At 45.2% G+C, this 16,004-nt stretch carries 15 protein-coding genes and 1 pseudogene; 11 read left to right on the plus strand and 5 right to left on the minus strand.

Annotated elements, in window-relative coordinates; translation table 11 throughout:
- A complete protein-coding gene (locus tag L4C34_RS13985; protein ID WP_428789964.1) occupies positions 1-1,875 on the plus strand; it encodes an MFS transporter in 1,875 nt (624 codons plus the stop codon).
- Between the two features lie 200 nt (positions 1,876-2,075).
- The gene (locus L4C34_RS13990; protein ID WP_428789965.1) at positions 2,076-2,999 is read left to right on the plus strand and encodes a YeiH family protein; all 924 of its coding nucleotides are present in this window, start codon (positions 2,076-2,078) and stop codon (positions 2,997-2,999) included.
- A 16-nt stretch (positions 3,000-3,015) separates the two neighbouring features.
- Here L4C34_RS13990 and L4C34_RS13995 read toward each other — a convergent pair whose 3' ends face one another.
- Together L4C34_RS13995 and menC are read right to left on the minus strand one after the other, a co-directional pair.
- Positions 3,016-3,171 carry a hypothetical protein gene (locus L4C34_RS13995; RefSeq protein WP_428789966.1) on the minus strand — a complete coding sequence of 52 codons (156 nt, stop codon included), beginning with the start codon at positions 3,169-3,171 and terminating at the stop codon, positions 3,016-3,018.
- Between the two features lie 146 nt (positions 3,172-3,317).
- A complete protein-coding gene (menC, locus tag L4C34_RS14000) occupies positions 3,318-4,307 on the minus strand; it encodes an o-succinylbenzoate synthase (RefSeq protein ID WP_428789967.1) in 990 nt (329 codons plus the stop codon).
- Between the two features lie 345 nt (positions 4,308-4,652).
- On the opposite strand from menC, the gene L4C34_RS14005 reads away from it, so the two are divergent.
- The 8 genes from L4C34_RS14005 to L4C34_RS14040 all read left to right on the plus strand — a co-directional run bounded on the left by L4C34_RS14005 (position 4,653) and on the right by L4C34_RS14040 (position 12,810).
- Positions 4,653-5,867, plus strand: coding sequence for a pyridoxal phosphate-dependent aminotransferase (locus tag L4C34_RS14005; RefSeq protein WP_428789968.1), 1,215 nt, complete (start codon positions 4,653-4,655; stop codon positions 5,865-5,867).
- 113 nt (positions 5,868-5,980) lie between these two features.
- Positions 5,981-6,580 (plus strand): 5'-deoxynucleotidase, encoded by a 600-nt coding sequence (gene yfbR / locus L4C34_RS14010; protein ID WP_428789969.1) that lies wholly within the window; start codon positions 5,981-5,983, stop codon positions 6,578-6,580.
- A 49-nt stretch (positions 6,581-6,629) separates the two neighbouring features.
- Entirely contained in the window at positions 6,630-7,949 is a 1,320-nt protein-coding gene (locus L4C34_RS14015) for an anti-phage deoxyguanosine triphosphatase (protein ID WP_428789970.1), read from the plus strand.
- Positions 7,950-8,361: 412 nt separating this feature from the next.
- Positions 8,362-9,519: a C40 family peptidase gene (locus L4C34_RS14020; protein ID WP_428789971.1), complete on the plus strand. Its 1,158-nt coding sequence runs from the start codon at positions 8,362-8,364 to the stop codon at positions 9,517-9,519.
- 210 nt (positions 9,520-9,729) lie between these two features.
- Positions 9,730-10,215: a GNAT family N-acetyltransferase gene (locus L4C34_RS14025; protein ID WP_428789972.1), complete on the plus strand. Its 486-nt coding sequence runs from the start codon at positions 9,730-9,732 to the stop codon at positions 10,213-10,215.
- Between the two features lie 150 nt (positions 10,216-10,365).
- Positions 10,366-11,091: a metallophosphoesterase family protein gene (locus L4C34_RS14030; protein WP_428789973.1), complete on the plus strand. Its 726-nt coding sequence runs from the start codon at positions 10,366-10,368 to the stop codon at positions 11,089-11,091.
- Between the two features lie 124 nt (positions 11,092-11,215).
- Positions 11,216-11,974, plus strand: a complete 759-nt coding sequence (locus tag L4C34_RS14035; protein WP_428789974.1) for a flagellar motor protein — start codon at positions 11,216-11,218, stop codon at positions 11,972-11,974.
- Positions 11,971-12,810: a flagellar motor protein MotB gene (locus L4C34_RS14040; RefSeq protein ID WP_428789975.1), complete on the plus strand. Its 840-nt coding sequence runs from the start codon at positions 11,971-11,973 to the stop codon at positions 12,808-12,810. Before L4C34_RS14035 ends, L4C34_RS14040 begins: the two co-directional genes overlap by 4 nt.
- A 162-nt stretch (positions 12,811-12,972) precedes the next feature.
- Here the strand turns inward: L4C34_RS14040 and L4C34_RS14045 are convergent, their stop codons facing one another.
- Entirely contained in the window at positions 12,973-13,590 is a 618-nt protein-coding gene (locus L4C34_RS14045; RefSeq protein ID WP_428789976.1) for a tRNA-uridine aminocarboxypropyltransferase, read from the minus strand.
- A 3-nt stretch (positions 13,591-13,593) separates the two neighbouring features.
- On the opposite strand from L4C34_RS14045, the gene rrtA reads away from it, so the two are divergent.
- Complete coding sequence (gene rrtA / locus L4C34_RS14050) at positions 13,594-14,145, plus strand: rhombosortase (protein WP_428789977.1); 552 nt, start codon at positions 13,594-13,596, stop codon at positions 14,143-14,145.
- Positions 14,146-14,263: 118 nt separating this feature from the next.
- On the opposite strand, the pseudogene L4C34_RS14055 reads toward rrtA, so the two are convergent.
- Together L4C34_RS14055 and L4C34_RS14060 are read right to left on the minus strand one after the other, a co-directional pair.
- Positions 14,264-14,977, minus strand: a pseudogene (locus L4C34_RS14055) (phosphotransferase enzyme family protein); the annotation flags it as partial.
- 48 nt (positions 14,978-15,025) lie between these two features.
- The gene (locus L4C34_RS14060; protein WP_428789978.1) at positions 15,026-15,523 is read right to left on the minus strand and encodes a hypothetical protein; all 498 of its coding nucleotides are present in this window, start codon (positions 15,521-15,523) and stop codon (positions 15,026-15,028) included.
- Positions 15,524-16,004: the final 481 nt, after the last annotated feature.

Here is a 16,004-nt window from a genome sequence, read left to right on the forward strand (position 1 = left end):
ATGTCTGCCCATGAAAGAGGTCACCTGCTTACACAGCGGCGCTTTCTTCCCTATTTTATTACCCAGTTTTTCGGCGCGTTCAACGACAATATTTTTAAAAATGTCTTATTGATCTTTGTTGCTTTTTCCAGTGCTCAGCATCTTCCTATGTCGAGTAATATTTTTATCAACCTCGCCGCTGGGTTATTTATCCTCCCCTTCTTTTTATTTTCCGCTTCAGCTGGGGTATTGGCAGACAAATACGAAAAAGCCGACTACATCAGAAAGGTGAAGTTGTTTGAAGTGCTGATCATGAGCTTAGGTGCCATTGGCTTTATCACTAGCAGTTACGGAATATTATTAGTATTGCTGTTTCTAATGGGCACTCAATCCGCTTTCTTTGGCCCAGTAAAATATGCGCTGCTTCCTCAACACCTGTCTACCGACGAGCTTGTTCCCGGTAATGCCTTGGTTGAAACGGGCACCTTCCTCGCCATACTCACAGGAACCATAGGAGCGGGCTTCATCGCATCAGCAGAGAATGCCAAATATATTGCCGGAACGTCGGTTATTTTATTTGCCGTGATTGGTTATCTTGCGAGCCGATCTATCCCATCAGCTTCCGCTTCCGCGCCGAATAGCCGTTTTCAATGGCGACCAATCCACCATATGAAAACAACGCTCGCGATCGCCCATTCAGATCGCGTCATTTTTCAATCGATTATGGCCATCAGTTGGTTCTGGTTCTTAGGTGCTAGCTACTTAACCCAATTCCCCAACTTTACTAAACTCTACCTACACGGCGGGGCAAGCGCCGTTTCGTTTCTATTAGCTCTGTTTTCCATTGGTATTGCATTAGGCTCACAGCTGTGTGATAAATTGTCTGGCCACCGAATTGAGATTGGCATTGTGCCGATCGGTAGTTTCGGTATTACATTGTTCGGTTTTTTACTCGCCTACTCTATTCCCGAACACCTTCCCCAATTTCACACGCTCAAAGACTTTGTAACTGATGCTAGCCTTTGGCCTGTCTTTATTTCGCTGCTGCTGCTTGGTGCGTCTGGGGGAATATTCATTGTTCCGCTCTATGCGCTTATTCAACATAAATCCGAGCCTTCGCAGCGTTCACAAGTCATCGCCGCTCTCAATATCTACAATGCTCTGTATATGGTAGGCAGTGCCGTTCTTGCCATTATCGCGCTCTCTGTTTTTAAGCTCACCATTCCTGAACTCTTTCTAATTCTAGCAGGGCTCAATTTACTCGTAGCCGTTTACCTGTGTGCCCAAGTCCCGATTTTCTTCACTCGATTTGTGCTTTGGCTACTCACCCACAGCATCTATAAAGTGAAACATAAAAACTTACACCACTTACCCACCAAAGGCGGCGCTCTGCTGGTATGCAATCACGTGAGCTATATGGATGCCCTGCTCCTTAGCGCGATTTGTCCTCGCCTGATCCGATTCGTGATGGAAGAAGATTACGCAAAGTTTACACCGCTGCAGCGCTTTTTTAAGCGAGCGGGAGTGATTCCAATTTCAGCCACCAATAAGCGCTCTATTTATCAAGCGATACAAAGCATTCAAACCGCATTGGAAGAAGGGCATCTTGTGTGCATCTTCCCAGAGGGCGAGCTGACACCGGATGGTGAAATAAAAGAATTTCGCCGTGGCGTTGACCATATTGTCAAACGCAGCCAGAGCCCAGTCATCCCGCTGGCCATCAAAGGGCTGTGGGGCAGCTATTTTAGTCGCAATAAAGGAAAGGCCTGCCAAGGGCTACCAACGCGCTTTCGCTCCAATATAGAAATAGAAGCGGCAGCGCCATTAGACCCCGAAACCACCACCAGCGAGCAGCTACGCGCGGCGATATCCGATCTTCGAGGTGATTGGAAGTAACCCTATCCCCAGCAACGCTTATTGTGAAACAGCAATCGGCGTTGCTGCCTACATCACTACACACTGGTTCACTATTGAAACAACACGAGAAAAAGAACCAATCGTTCATTTTTACTTAACGTGCGTTAAAAACATTCATACAGAGCGAACTTAAAAATTGTGTACTATATAGCTACTTTAACGACTCGGTTAGCTTTACCATGCAATCAATAAAAAAATATCTTCCATTCGGCGCGGCCATTGCCGTCAGTCTTACCCCTTTTGTTAACTCTCCTATCGCACTGATCATTGGCTTCTTATTGGCAAGTTTTGGCTTAGTTCCAAAAGATTTACCTATCACTAAGTGGACGAAAAAGCTGTTAGCCTATTCCATTGTCGGTCTTGGTTTTGGCATTCCTTTTCGACAAGCGCTGGCCGTCACCTCAGATGGGATTGGCCTTATTATCGCCAGTATTTCCGGCACTTTGATTATCGGTTGGTTGGTTGCACGAGCCATCAAACTGAATAAAAAGACTGGCTACTTGATTGCGGCAGGTACTGCTATTTGTGGGGGTAGCGCTATCGCGGCGGTGGCACCCGCTATTGATGCAGATGACGAACAAATCGGCTTAGCGCTTGGTACCGTGTTCGTACTCAATTCCGTTGCCCTATTTTTATTCCCTGTTATTGGCCACGCACTACATATGGACCAACATACTTTCGGTACTTGGGCAGCAATTGCAATCCACGACACCTCATCCGTTGTGGGAGCCGCTTCCGCCTACGGCAACGACGCGCTAACAACAGCGACGACCCTAAAGCTAGCTCGAGCATTATGGATTGTGCCAGTATCTTTCCTCAGCGCTATCATATTTAGTTCGAAGAACCGCAAAGTCACTATTCCATACTTTATTTTGTTTTACTGCGCAGCCATTGGTATCACCGATCTACTACCTGAATACCATGTTATTTACCATGGCATCTTCAGCCTATCGAAAAAGCTGTTAGTGGTTTGTTTGTTCTTGATTGGCTGTGGCATTTCAATAGAAAAACTCAAAGCTGCAGGCCCTAAACCACTGTTATACGGCGTGGGACTGTGGACCGCTATTTCAACCTCTTCACTCGCATGGTTGTTAATACACTAGAGTGGCTGTTACTACACTAATCCACCGTCAGGCTTTTCTTATTCGTGAACTCAAGCAACAACGCAGCCACGGTTAGAAAAGCCGACAACTCCAGCACCGCTCGCCATAAACCTTCACTTTGAGTCGCGACAACAATTTGCAACACAGTCGCGACCAATAACAGCATTTTCATTTCTATCATCCTTTAAGAAGTATCGCGCAAGGTAAAAACTCTACTTTCCACAACACAGGGCTATTCCCATCTCTGGCAATGAGTATGAAAGGAGAAACACGAAATATTAAATGCCGTTTTGAACTATGACATAACCAAGGTACTGGTTAAGAGCGCCACATCATTTCTTGGTCATGCAGGGACTGCAGTGGTAAATCACAATTTGGCCAAGGCTTTTCGAGCTGATGAGTAAAAAACTGCGCGGTGTCTAAACTAGGAATCTGCTCAGGCACCAACCAATGCGCTAACCGCGCTAATTGATTTAATCCAAGGCTAGATTCAAAACTAGAACTTATTACGATTTGCACACTGAGGGCTTTCGCCTGCTCAATTAAGTTTCTACAATACTCTACAGAACCAAGCAATGAAGGTTTCAGCGCCAAGGTTTTTACACCCATGATATCCTTCACAGCAAAATCGGGGCGGCGAACTTCTGCTAGCAAGGTTTCATCCCACGCGATCGCAATCCCAGAATTAATGGCAAATGAGACGCTGTCACTCGGATGCAAACATGGCTCTTCGACGTACGCTATCCGCTGCCGCAATGACGGAGAAATCGGCTTCGCAAATTGCGCCGCTTGCTGTAAGTCCCAAGCACGATTCGCATCTAAACGCAGCGTGAGTTCTGGCACAGACTCAAGCAATTGATTGACCAACAACCCTTCTCGTGCAGGCTCCCCTTTTCCGAGTTTTATCCTAACGATTGGATGCTGTGACAGTTCATTCATTTTGGAAAACAAGCTTTCAGAATCGCCTGCGTATAAGGGCGCGGTATGATAGTTCCCTTGCTGTGGCAGCTGACCTGATAGCTCCAGCTCTGCGATAGACAAACCAAATGCGACAGAAGGCAATAGCTCGCTGTAATCCATTTCACCATCGCAGGCCCATATTTCCAGTTGCCGCTGAGCTTGCAGCCCAGCTTGCTCGATAGATTCTGCGCTCACCCCATCCAAAGGGGCGACTTCTCCATAGCCAATGCGACTTCCCTGCACTAACTCAACGATAAATCCAACGCGTTCACTCATAGGTTGGTTTCTTAACATAAACCGACTATCCATGGGCAAGCGATACCGATACAACTTGGCAGATCTCGTCATTGTCCTTTCCTTCGTTTGTTATCTCAGCTGGCAATGATAATGACTAACCCTATACATACTCAACCTAACACGTATTAGTTTCTCAAAGTTGCAAGGAAACTTATTAAAATCTGGATGATAGTTCTCATTAACTATGTTCGTTGTAATTTCCGCTAGGGAATCTTGTCATCTTGTGAATCGCTGGCACACACAAGAAATTATCACCTATACACTTTTAAATAGGCGTCTCCAGCATGATTAGGAACTAAGATACCTATTCATAACAAATTGCAGATTTTTATACTAAAAAAACACAATGTAAGGTACTTTAGTCACTATAATGAAATACTAACTAGGAACTAAACAATGCAAAATATCGGGATGTCATCAAAACTCGATAATGTCTGCTACGATATTCGCGGTCCTGTACTTAAACATGCTAAGCGAATGGAAGAAGAGGGGCATAAAATTCTAAAGCTAAATATTGGCAACCCCGCCCCATTTGGTTTTGATGCTCCGGATGAAATCCTAGTCGACGTTATTCGTAATTTGCCTACCTCGCAAGGCTATTGCGATTCCAAGGGTATCTATTCAGCCCGTAAAGCAGTAGTACAGCATTACCAAAAGAAAGGACTACGTAGCCTAGATGTCGAAGATGTGTTCATCGGTAATGGCGTGTCTGAGTTGATCGTGATGGCAATGCAAGCACTGCTCAACGATGGCGATGAAATGTTAGTGCCCTCCCCAGATTACCCACTGTGGACGGCATCGGTGGCTTTGTCTGGTGGTAACGCCGTCCACTATATGTGCGACGAAGAAGCTGACTGGTATCCTGATCTCGATGACATAAAGAAAAAGATCACCCCTAAAACGCGCGGCATTGTGCTGATCAACCCAAACAACCCAACTGGGGCGGTGTATAACCGAGATTTTCTGCTGCAAGTCATCGAAATCGCACGCCAGAACAATCTGATTATTTTTGCCGACGAAATCTACGATAAAGTTCTGTATGACGGTGCCACTCATACCTCAGTCGCCACGCTTTGTGACGATGTGTTGGTCATGACATTCAACGGCCTATCAAAAGCGTATCGAGTGTGCGGCTTCCGCAGTGGCTGGATGTTCCTCACCGGCCCTAAAAATATGGCCAAAGAGTACATCTCAGGGCTAGAAATGCTTGCCTCAATGCGACTGTGCGCCAATGTGCCAATGCAGCACGCGATCCAAACCGCCCTAGGCGGCTATCAGAGCATCAATGAATTGATTCTTCCTGGCGGACGCTTACTCGAACAACGTGACCGAGCATGGGAGCTCATCAATCAAATTCCGGGCGTCTCTTGTGTCAAACCTAAAGGCGCGATGTACTTGTTCCCAAAAATCGACACGAAAATGTATAACATCAAAGATGATCAGAAAATGGTGCTCGATTTCCTTAAACAAGAAAAGGTACTGTTGGTACAAGGCACGGGCTTTAATTGGCCGAAACCCGACCATTTCCGCATCGTCACTCTGCCCCATGTGGAAGATCTGGAAATGGCGATAGGTCGATTTGAACGCTTCTTATCGACCTACTCTCAATAGTATTTTCGGTCATTGTTTCATAACCTTAAAAGGCGTATCGTCGTGATAAGCGTGATACGCCTTTTATGAACTAACGCTAAAGTGAGTCGATCATAAACATGAAGCATAGTCCTTTGAAACATAGTCCTTTAAAAAACAGTCATTTTTTTGCCCACCTTTCCCGTATGAAACACATTCAGCGCTGGCCTTTGATGCGTTCGATTTCCACCGAAAATGTCTCTGAACATAGTCTACAAGTCGCTTTCGTTGCCCATGCGCTGGCACTGATAAAAAATAAAAAGTTTGGTGGGGATCTTAACCCTGAGAGAATTGCTATTTTAGGTATGTATCACGACACCAGCGAGGTGCTTACTGGCGACTTGCCCACCCCAGTTAAATACTACAATCCAGAAATTGCCAAGGAATATAAAAAAATAGAAGCGGCAGCAGAACAAAAGTTATTGTCGATGTTACCAGAAGAGTTCCAAGAAGATTTCGCGCCTTATCTTGTCTCTCCTTCTGCGCATACGGAAGATGCCCAGATAGTGAAACAAGCCGATACCATTTGTGCGTATCTCAAATGTTTAGAAGAATTAAGTGCCGGAAACCACGAATTTGCCTTAGCCGAAAAAAGGCTGCTGGTCACACTCAAAGAACGCCACTCTCCAGAAATGCAGTATTTCCTCGATACTTTTTCTGCAAGCTTTAAGCTCTCTCTAGACGAAATTAGTTAAGCTGGCCCAATGCATACGAGCGCACAGTGCCACACACAGGAGGTTGCCCGTGCCAGAACAAAATAACCCCGTTTGGCTCGCCAGATACAACGACGAAAACAAGGTTCGCAGGAGTGACCACCGCAACCCCTACGAGCGTGATCGCGCGCGTATTCTGCATTCAGCGGCCTTTCGCCGCTTACAATCGAAGACGCAAGTACATGGCTCTAGCGATAATGATTTCCACCGCACACGCCTCACCCATTCGCTCGAGGTAGCACAGCTAGGCACAGGTATCGTTTCACAAATTAAAATCAATCAAGCTGAATATCAAGACTGGCTACCGTGCGATAGCTTAATCGATGCCATTTGTCTTGCGCACGACATTGGTCATCCGCCCTATGGTCATGGTGGAGAAGTCGCCCTGAATTATATGATGCGAGAATTTGGCGGCTTTGAGGGTAACGCGCAAACCTTCCGTATTGTCACTCAACTGGAACCGTACACCGAACATCATGGAATGAACCTCTCGCGCCGTACCCTACTAGGGCTACTCAAATACCCGGCACGATTAAGCTCGACGAGAGCGGCTAAGCTCCCTAGCTCCGTTAGCGACCAACGCAAATTGGCGAGTAAAGATTGGTCCCCCGCCAAAGGGATATACGACTGTGATGCGGCCTTGCTTAACTGGGTTACCGCACCATTTTCTACACCAGAGCAACAGCAAATTGGCCAATTGCGTTCACCGAGCACAACCGCGCCTCACACCCACAATAAAACTCGTTATAAATCTCTTGATTGCTCAATTATGGAGCTTGCTGATGATATCGCGTACGGGGTGCACGATCTCGAAGATGCAATCGTACTGGGCATGGTCAGTTATTCACAATGGCAACACAGTGCCGAAAACCAGCTCAAAAACGGCGGAGATGGTTGGCTAGAAAAACACATTCACACCATAGGCCAAAAGCTTTTTTCCGGAAAGCAATACCAAAGAAAAGATGCGATTGGCGGCCTAGTCAATGCTTTATTAACCAGCATTCGAATTCATCCTGTTCAAGGGGATTTTAGTCACCCTTTGCTTGCCCTCAATGCTTATCTAGATCCGTGCATGCACAATGCACTGCGCACATTAAAACAGTTTGTGAGTAGTTATGTGATTCAAATTCCAGAGGTGCAGATTGTCGAATACAAAGGCCAACAAATCATTATGGACCTGTTTGAGGCGCTGAGTGCTTCGCCAGATAGACTGCTACCTATCCCCGAGCAGCAAAAATGGGCACAGCAAAATAACAGCGGTAGCCAAATGCGTGTAATAGCCGATTATATCTCGTCAATGACCGACAGGCGTGCGCAACAGCTTCATCAGCAACTATTTGCTAATCACTAACTATCTTATAAAAAAGTGCAACATTTTTGATTAAGTTTGCAGGAATACTTGACCTAGTATGGCATTTTTGTGACGATTTGACCTAGTTCGAACACTCGCGAATACGCCTTGATCCAGAATCAAGTTTCTTCGCCTTGTTATTGATGTGGTGACGTGCCCGAAGTGCATGTCTCACAACCATTTTATTGAGTTTTTGTTGTACTCTGAATTATGTTGCCTACTCACCCGCTAAATATTGTTCGTGATCTTAATCACGCTTTCCTACTTTGTGTACTGCTTCTGCTTATATCACTTAGCTGCCTAAACAATTTAGTGCATTCATGATCCAACAAATACGATTCCACCTAACAATCATTGACCAGTCCGCTAAATCGACTGGCCAATCACTACTATTCCAATTTTAGGAGTTTGAATGTCTGCTCGCCGCTATACAATGCTTCTTCCACTGCCTGCACTGCTACTCGCAGGTTGCGCCAACATGCCCACTGCCTCAGATCCCGCAGCAACGCAGCAAGAAGCCGCCCCAGTTCAAAGTGAACAAGTGGCCCCAACTCCGGCAACACCTACATTAACCGAAAAAACAGACAATCAGGCTAGCAATGATGTCGATGCGGTACCCGAGACACTGACCCCAGCTGAACAAACTGCGTATAAAATCAGCTTAATCAACAGCTACCAACATTGGGCAGGCACCCCTTATGAATATAGCGGGAACAGCAGCAGAGGTATCGATTGCTCCGCCTTTACTCGCCAAGTATTTGTCGGTGCTTTAGATGTTCACCTACCGAGAACAACCCTAGGCCAAGTAAAGCTTGGTGAAAAAATTGCCAAGTCAAAATTACAGGTCGGTGATTTGATTTTCTTTAGAACCGGTGTAAACGAACGTCACGTTGGCATCTACTTAGGCAACGATCAATTTATCAGCTCCACCAGCAGCCGCGGCGTGAGCATGAGTAATCTGAAGCATACATACTGGGAAAAAGCCTACTGGCAAAGTCGCCGTGTAGTCAGCAACGAAGATGTTATTACCGATCTACAGCAAGCTCTTGCTGTAAGAACGCAGAAGGTCAACGAAAAAGTTAATCGCCTCGTCGTACAGCGTATTGAGCAAGAAAAACGCGAAGAACGTGCACGAGCGGCTGCTAAGCGCAAAGCACTGGCACAAGCGAAAGCTCATCACCGTCAAGAAGAGCAAAACAAGCTTCTGGCCAACCGTAAAGGTGAAGCCTACAGAAAAGGTCATGTTCGTGCTTGCTACTTAGATTACAGCTGGGCTGAACACACCGTTAAATCGGGTGATAGCCTAAACAAGATCGCTCGTGATTACTCAGTTTCCGTGGCGCAATTAAAACGCGACAACCACCTGTCAGGCAATGTGATCCGTCTTGGCGAAGTGCTGAAAATCCACCAATCTAGTTACCCTGCTGGCTTTGATTACACAGTAAAATCAGGTGATTCACTGTCTGCGATTGCACGTCATTTCCATACCTCAGTATCGGAAATCAAACAATTGAATGACTTAGATTCCAACCAAATCAAAGTAAAACAAAGCTTAAAAATGCCTTGTTGAGCAATGAGCTGAGCAGTGAGCTAACCCATTCATAATGAACTAAGCGGCGCAAGGAAGCGCGCTTAAAAAATCTACTGCTGCCTTTTCGTAACATTCGTTCGTCCCTCGCCTAGATCACATCACACTCCTCTCCCATTCGACACGACCTACTTGACACGAACTTCCACTGAAGTAGCCTGCTGTCATAAGTCCGCTAAAGAAGAGATGTTCATGTACTCTATACGCCAAGCAAAACAAGAAGATATCAATCGTATTGCTGAAATCGAACAGCGCTGCTTTTCTCAACCTGAAGCGGCAACACTAGAATCATTTCAACAAAGATTTAGTACTTTTCCTGACTGTTTTTTCATCTTAGAAGTAAACGGAGTGATCGCGGGGCATATAAATGGGTGTATTTTCGACAAACCTGAGTTACCTGACGATCTGTATTCCAACCCTTCTCGCCATTGTCCTGATGGTTCATACCAAACGGTATTTGGGCTCGCTGTCGATCCCGCCTTTCAACGCCGAGGGTATGCCCAGCAGTTACTCCAGCACTTTATTGAATTCAGCAAATCTAAACATCAGTTAGGAATAATTTTAACTTGTAAGAAGACTCTTATCGGCTTCTACCAAAGTTATGGGTTTGTATATAGCGGTGAGTCAGCCTCTAATCATGGTGGAGAACGTTGGAATGACATGCTGCTCATTCACTAATTGATAAGGTACGCACATCTATTTTCTTCCCCTATTGAAGCTAGCATAGAGCAGCCAACTGGTTAGATTAGAAATTGATAACTTTATCTTTATATTTCAACTGTATAATATAATCGCCTTGCACGGATTCAACCATACTTTGGAGAGGCCATGGACCATATTATTCAGATCAGCGACTGCCATATAAAAAACGACGACGACTTAAAAAAGTTAGAACGTATATTCGCGAAGATAGCACAGCTGGAAGAGTGTGACGCACTCCTGATCACGGGGGATATTTGCTGCAATCCCTCTGTCGATTTATACCGTGCCTTTGCTCAAACAATGAACAAAGCCACTCACATCTCAACCATCTGCGCCATCCCAGGAAACCATGATGATCTAGGCATGATGGCGCAAGCCTTTATCAATACGCCGATTTTGATACCCAAAGAGCTCGAGTTAACCGAATGCCAGCTATTATTTGTCGATTCTAGTTATAAGCCACACTCTGCCAAGATGGCGCTAGGTTCGGGCCGCGTCCACAAGCAAGATCTTGAACGGGTAAAGAATGCCTCGCATGAAAAAGCGACGATACTGGTCATTCACCACCCTATTTTTGAGGTTGGTAATTCGTGGTTTAGGACTATTGGTCTTGAGAATCGCCGCGAGCTTGCAGAAATCGTGCAGAGTAATCACACCATTTCTACCGTAATTTGTGGACATGGCCATGCCTTTATCACTCACCAAGCCACAAATACCACGCAAATCATGGCACCCTCGACCGCCTATGGCTTCGATCACCAAGTTGCAGGGTACCAAACCACCGAGCAAGTTGGATTCCTATCGCTACAAGTCACCACTGATAAGATCGCTGCGACCCCCATTTACCTATAGCCGCGAAAGTGACGGCTTATTCACTTCCTTTATGCCAGATCAACTAACCATTATTTAATTTGTATTAGACTGATTCGCTCGAATCCTATACAAGATTGCTGTCCCCGACTTTTAGAGAATTATTATGAGTTTCATAGGCATACTAATTGCTGTCGCTTTTATCATCATCGCAAACCTCATTGAAGGCGGCCACCCAAGTGCCTTGCTTAATTTTCCCGCTTTTCTCATCGTGATTGGCGGCACTGTTGGCGCTGTCTGTGTCCAATTCCCCTTTTCGACGCTCAAAGACGTCAAGCGCTACTTTTCTTGGCTGATCAAACCGCCTAACTACGATTATTTTGAGATGGCTTCAACCTTGTTTGAATACTCTGAAGTTGCACGTAAACAAGGCTACCTTGCACTTGAAGAGCAACTGGAAGAAGTGTCTGACCCTTTCTTGAAAGAAACCATGAGCATGATTGTCGACGGAGTCGATAAAGACACCTTGATCGACATAGTGCAAACCAAAATGTCTAACGAAGAAACTCGGCTCAACCAAGTTGGTAAGTTTTATGAGGCCATGGGAGGTTACAGCCCAACCATGGGAATACTTGGCGCTGTCTTAGGACTCATTCACGCAATGGGATTATTAGACCAACCCGAGCAATTGGGACATGGAATCGCCGTAGCTTTTATCGCAACCATCTATGGCGTCGCGTTCGCCAACATCATCTTTTTACCGATTGGCAATCGCTACAAACTCTTTAGCCAAGAGCTAACACGCTATCAAGATATGATTGTGGAAGTCGCCTACGACATCATAAATGGTGCGCCAACGCTCGATATCCGTAACCGAATCGTAAGCTATGTGGATCATCCGAAATTTACGGGCTTTGACTCATGAGAAGAAAAAACCGCAGAGGCGGCGAAGAAACCCATGAAAACCATGAGCGCTGGCTTGTCTCTTATGCCGATTACATGACGCTGCTGTTTGCCCTATTCGTGGTGCTCTACGCCTTCGCTCAAACGGATAAAGGTAAGTCCGCTGCTCTCGTCACTGGTGTCGTCAGCTCATTTCAAGATATTGGCTTAGTCTCACACTCAGCAGGTTCACCGATTTTCGAAGGTGGGATTGGTATTACGGGTAGTAACGCGACCACGCAAGCCGCCAAAATGGATATTCGTCCTATCCATCAAAAGTCAGTTTCTGGCCAACAATCAGAGGAACTTGATAACAAGTTCAAAAAACTTAAAAGTTTGCTAAAAGGAGATCTGGGGGCTGGTCAATTAGAGCTGGAGAAGTTGGGTAACCAAATCGTGATCCGAATGAAATCACATCTGATGTTTGCCGATAACTCAGAGTATGTACAACCCAAGTTCACGCCGTTGGTACAAAATATCGCACGGGCACTCGCAGTCGTCCCCGGTCAGATCACCGTTGTGGGTCATACCGATGCCACCGACCCAACTTCAGAACTATTTCGTAACAACTGGGATCTCTCTGCTCTCAGGGCGGTATCTGTAGCCAATATTATTTTGAAAGATAGAAAAGTGGATCCGCATCGGCTGTTGGTACAAGGCGCTGCCGACACTCGCCCTACGTCGAAAAACGCAAAAAACAACCGCCGTGTCGAGATATTTATATCTCAAGGCTCAGCAATAAAAGGCAAGGAAACCACCCCAGAAGCAGTCTTAGCACACACTAAAACGGTGCAACCTAACAGGCCAGCAACCCCTTAAGATAAGGGGTGCTTGCAGCCGATACAGAACTTTATTCATCGCTGAAAAGTGCAAGAATTGTCTAGCACCAAGTTCGCGCTTCTCGGTTACTCGTAAACATATCGGTCGATATACAGTCACTACTCACATACTTTTGTACCCAATATGCTTTTATGGCTGTTTTCACCTATTTTTACGCGGCCCATAATTACGCTCATATACCCCTTGCGGCATTTGAGATATTTGAAACTCAACCATATGCTCAAATGCGGTAAGTAATGGTGTGAAGTCACTTTGTGGTTCTAGGACAGAAAGAATATGATAACCCGCTTCCACAGTGGATAGACTGTTCTCATCCGGTGCCTTGCGTATTCGATAATTTCCTACCAGATCATCAGGTAAATGTAGACTCGGCAACTTATGTAAGTTACTTGATAACTGCCACATTTTATACGCTTTTCGCCAAGTGCCATCGAGAAGTATTACCCGTATTTTTTCTTCATGGGGACAGGCTTTTAACGCGGCGGCAGATTGTGAGCTGTCGTTGGGGAACAAAACATAATGCTGTACGTTTGGCTCGGCCAGCAAGGCACTCAATTCGTCCAACTGGCTAAAATCCTCCCCTACCAACACTTGGCTGTTGGCCAAAGACAGACCCAAAATACGCGCCGTACCCAAAGGTTTGTCCACCTCATGGGGGTGCTGCAAGATGATCAATTCCACATTCGATGATAGGCTTTGTATCCACGGGCAAATACACGCTTTATTCGGTTTGCCGCATTTTGAACAATATCGAGACATGACGTGAAATTATCCCTCTTTTTATTTGTCGTTAGCTTAATCTGTTTCGGCCTGCAATTTGAACCGGCTCAATCTTATGTCATTTGGAACAACGCCGATATTGCTCATGGCCAGTGGTGGCGCATCGTATCAGGAAACTTTACCCATACCAACTTTGCGCACCTTGCCATGGACTTGGCGGGGCTGTGGATCATCGGCTTTGTGTTTCACCCGAAAGTCCAAACCACTTTTGCCGTGATGCTACTGCTCTCGATCATCGTCGGAACCAGTTTACTCGCGACTAATATTCACAATTATTTAGGCTTGTCCGGCATCTTACATGGCTTAGTAGCTTATTTTGCCTTCACAGAAGCATTGCAAGGTAGAAAAAGTAGCGCTTTGCTGGTTATCGCTGTCATTGCTAAAGTGGTATGGGATCAAGTCGTCGGCCCATCGACGCTCACTAGCGAGTGGATAGATGCTCCGATTGCCACTCAAGCACATTTTTCAGGTTTGCTAGGCGGGTTAGGGTTAGGGCTGAGCGCACACCTAACACGGAAGTGGAAGTGGAAGTGAGGGATATTAAAGAGTTTTTGCTTTAGCCCTACACCAAGCATTCATCATGGTCAGAAAATAAACCTTGCTTGTCCAATATCCCACTCAACCTTTCTAACTTTTTCTGTAGATTTTATGGTCACGTTACCGAAGAAGAAAGCTCTTGGTATAAAGGGGACGGCATCGTTAGTTGTGAATAGTCAAACTGATTGATATGAGCCGAGCAATAATTAATGGCCATTTTTATCCATTCTTTCGTTGAATCATTGAAAGATGGCTGCATCAGGTTATGTGTCGCCCAAAAATAAAGGACAAAATGGCGTAGCAGAACGAAATTGTCGAGCGCTTCGAGATGATAAGGTGCAAGCTTCCTCGTCTTGGTATAGCTTTCTACCATGTGCTTGATCAATACATCTAACTCGCTTGGAAGACATTGCTCCCTCAGTAAAATTGATAAATGAAAAATAGGCACGGCTAGATCATACAAAAACCAATGAAAATGGCAGTCATCAAAATCAATCAACGTTAAATCATTACTCTGGTTTACAAAAAAGTTGTTATGGTGAATGTCAGCGTGGACAAGATTGTAGACTTCAGGATCTTTTGGCAGCTGGCGTAACCAATTATTTAGAAGGTTGAACTTGCTATAAAATTCATGCTTTTCATCACATAAAGAACTAATCCGTAAATAGTTACTTTCATTGTCCCAGTCTGGTCGTTTCTCTATATTTTCCGGCACCTGATAATCAATGGTGCAATCGTGTAGTTCTGTGATCAACTGGCCCCATCGTTTCATTCGTACAGGGCTAAAGTCTTCTTCCTGTTTAAGTGCGATACCTGCTGCCTCCTCAAATACTGAAACGCAAAAACGACTTGAAGTGGCTCTCTTTTAGTCAGAGATCTAGAACGGATTAGCTGGTGTCGCACAACTCCCTTTACCGTTAATGTGCCAGCAACGCTTGCCATTCTTCATTCCTTTCACTACAAACACGTCTTTCTCAAACCGGCCAACCTTACCGATACGGTAAAAATTGTTTTCCAACGTCTGGATATAGATCTCATCCTTGTTCCACTGAACGGAACCGCCGGGGTATGAAGTATCGGAACACAAATTGGCCGTCGTCTCGACCGTTCCTTGTCCTATTTCAGGCCAAAGAAACGCATCTAAATGAAAATAATCAATATGGACCTGGATCGCCGACCCCAGAAATTCCTCGCACGTACGATGGACCCTTACTTTTACGATGTCGCCTGTCTGGTTGTTATCGCAAGGCACTGTGTTCTCTTTGAATGGATGGCTTGTATTGCTCTTTAGAAGGCAGTGAAGCGTCAATGCGGCGGCTTGGGTACTGGTATTGACAAGCATGATCAGTAGAACGAGAACAATCTTGAGTTTCATGGGGAAACCTTTACTTTATGGCGCTTATTTTTCTAATAAGCGTGGCGAAACATTCGCTTAACGATGCAAACTAGCATGGTGTGAGCCATAAGTAGAAAATAAAATTAACCGCTACTGTCGGCCTACATTAAAGTTTGTCTAAACCCAATAAAGTTTGATCGATTTTGGGAATTATTTTTAGTAAATGGAAGCAGGAATTGCCCCAAACCTGTTTAGCGTAGAGTCGCATTCTCAATAAGTTGGACCAATTTTGGCTTACTTGAAGGGCTCTTCTCCGGTTTCCTGAGCTTGATTACTTCATAACAGCATGATTATTACGTTAACTTAGAATGCTCATTTATCTTATAAATCATGTGGATAATATGCCTTCCTTATCTTCTACTTTGTTTCGCTTTAAAGGACAGTGTGTAGAGTCACTTTCAATAGGCGATGATTCCCAGTCAGTCATCGTTCGTTGTCGTAGAGACAAGCGTTTTAAGGT

The sequence above is a fragment of the Vibrio profundum genome (genome assembly GCF_050337555.1).
Taxonomy (GTDB): Bacteria; Pseudomonadota; Gammaproteobacteria; order Enterobacterales; family Vibrionaceae; genus Vibrio; species Vibrio profundum.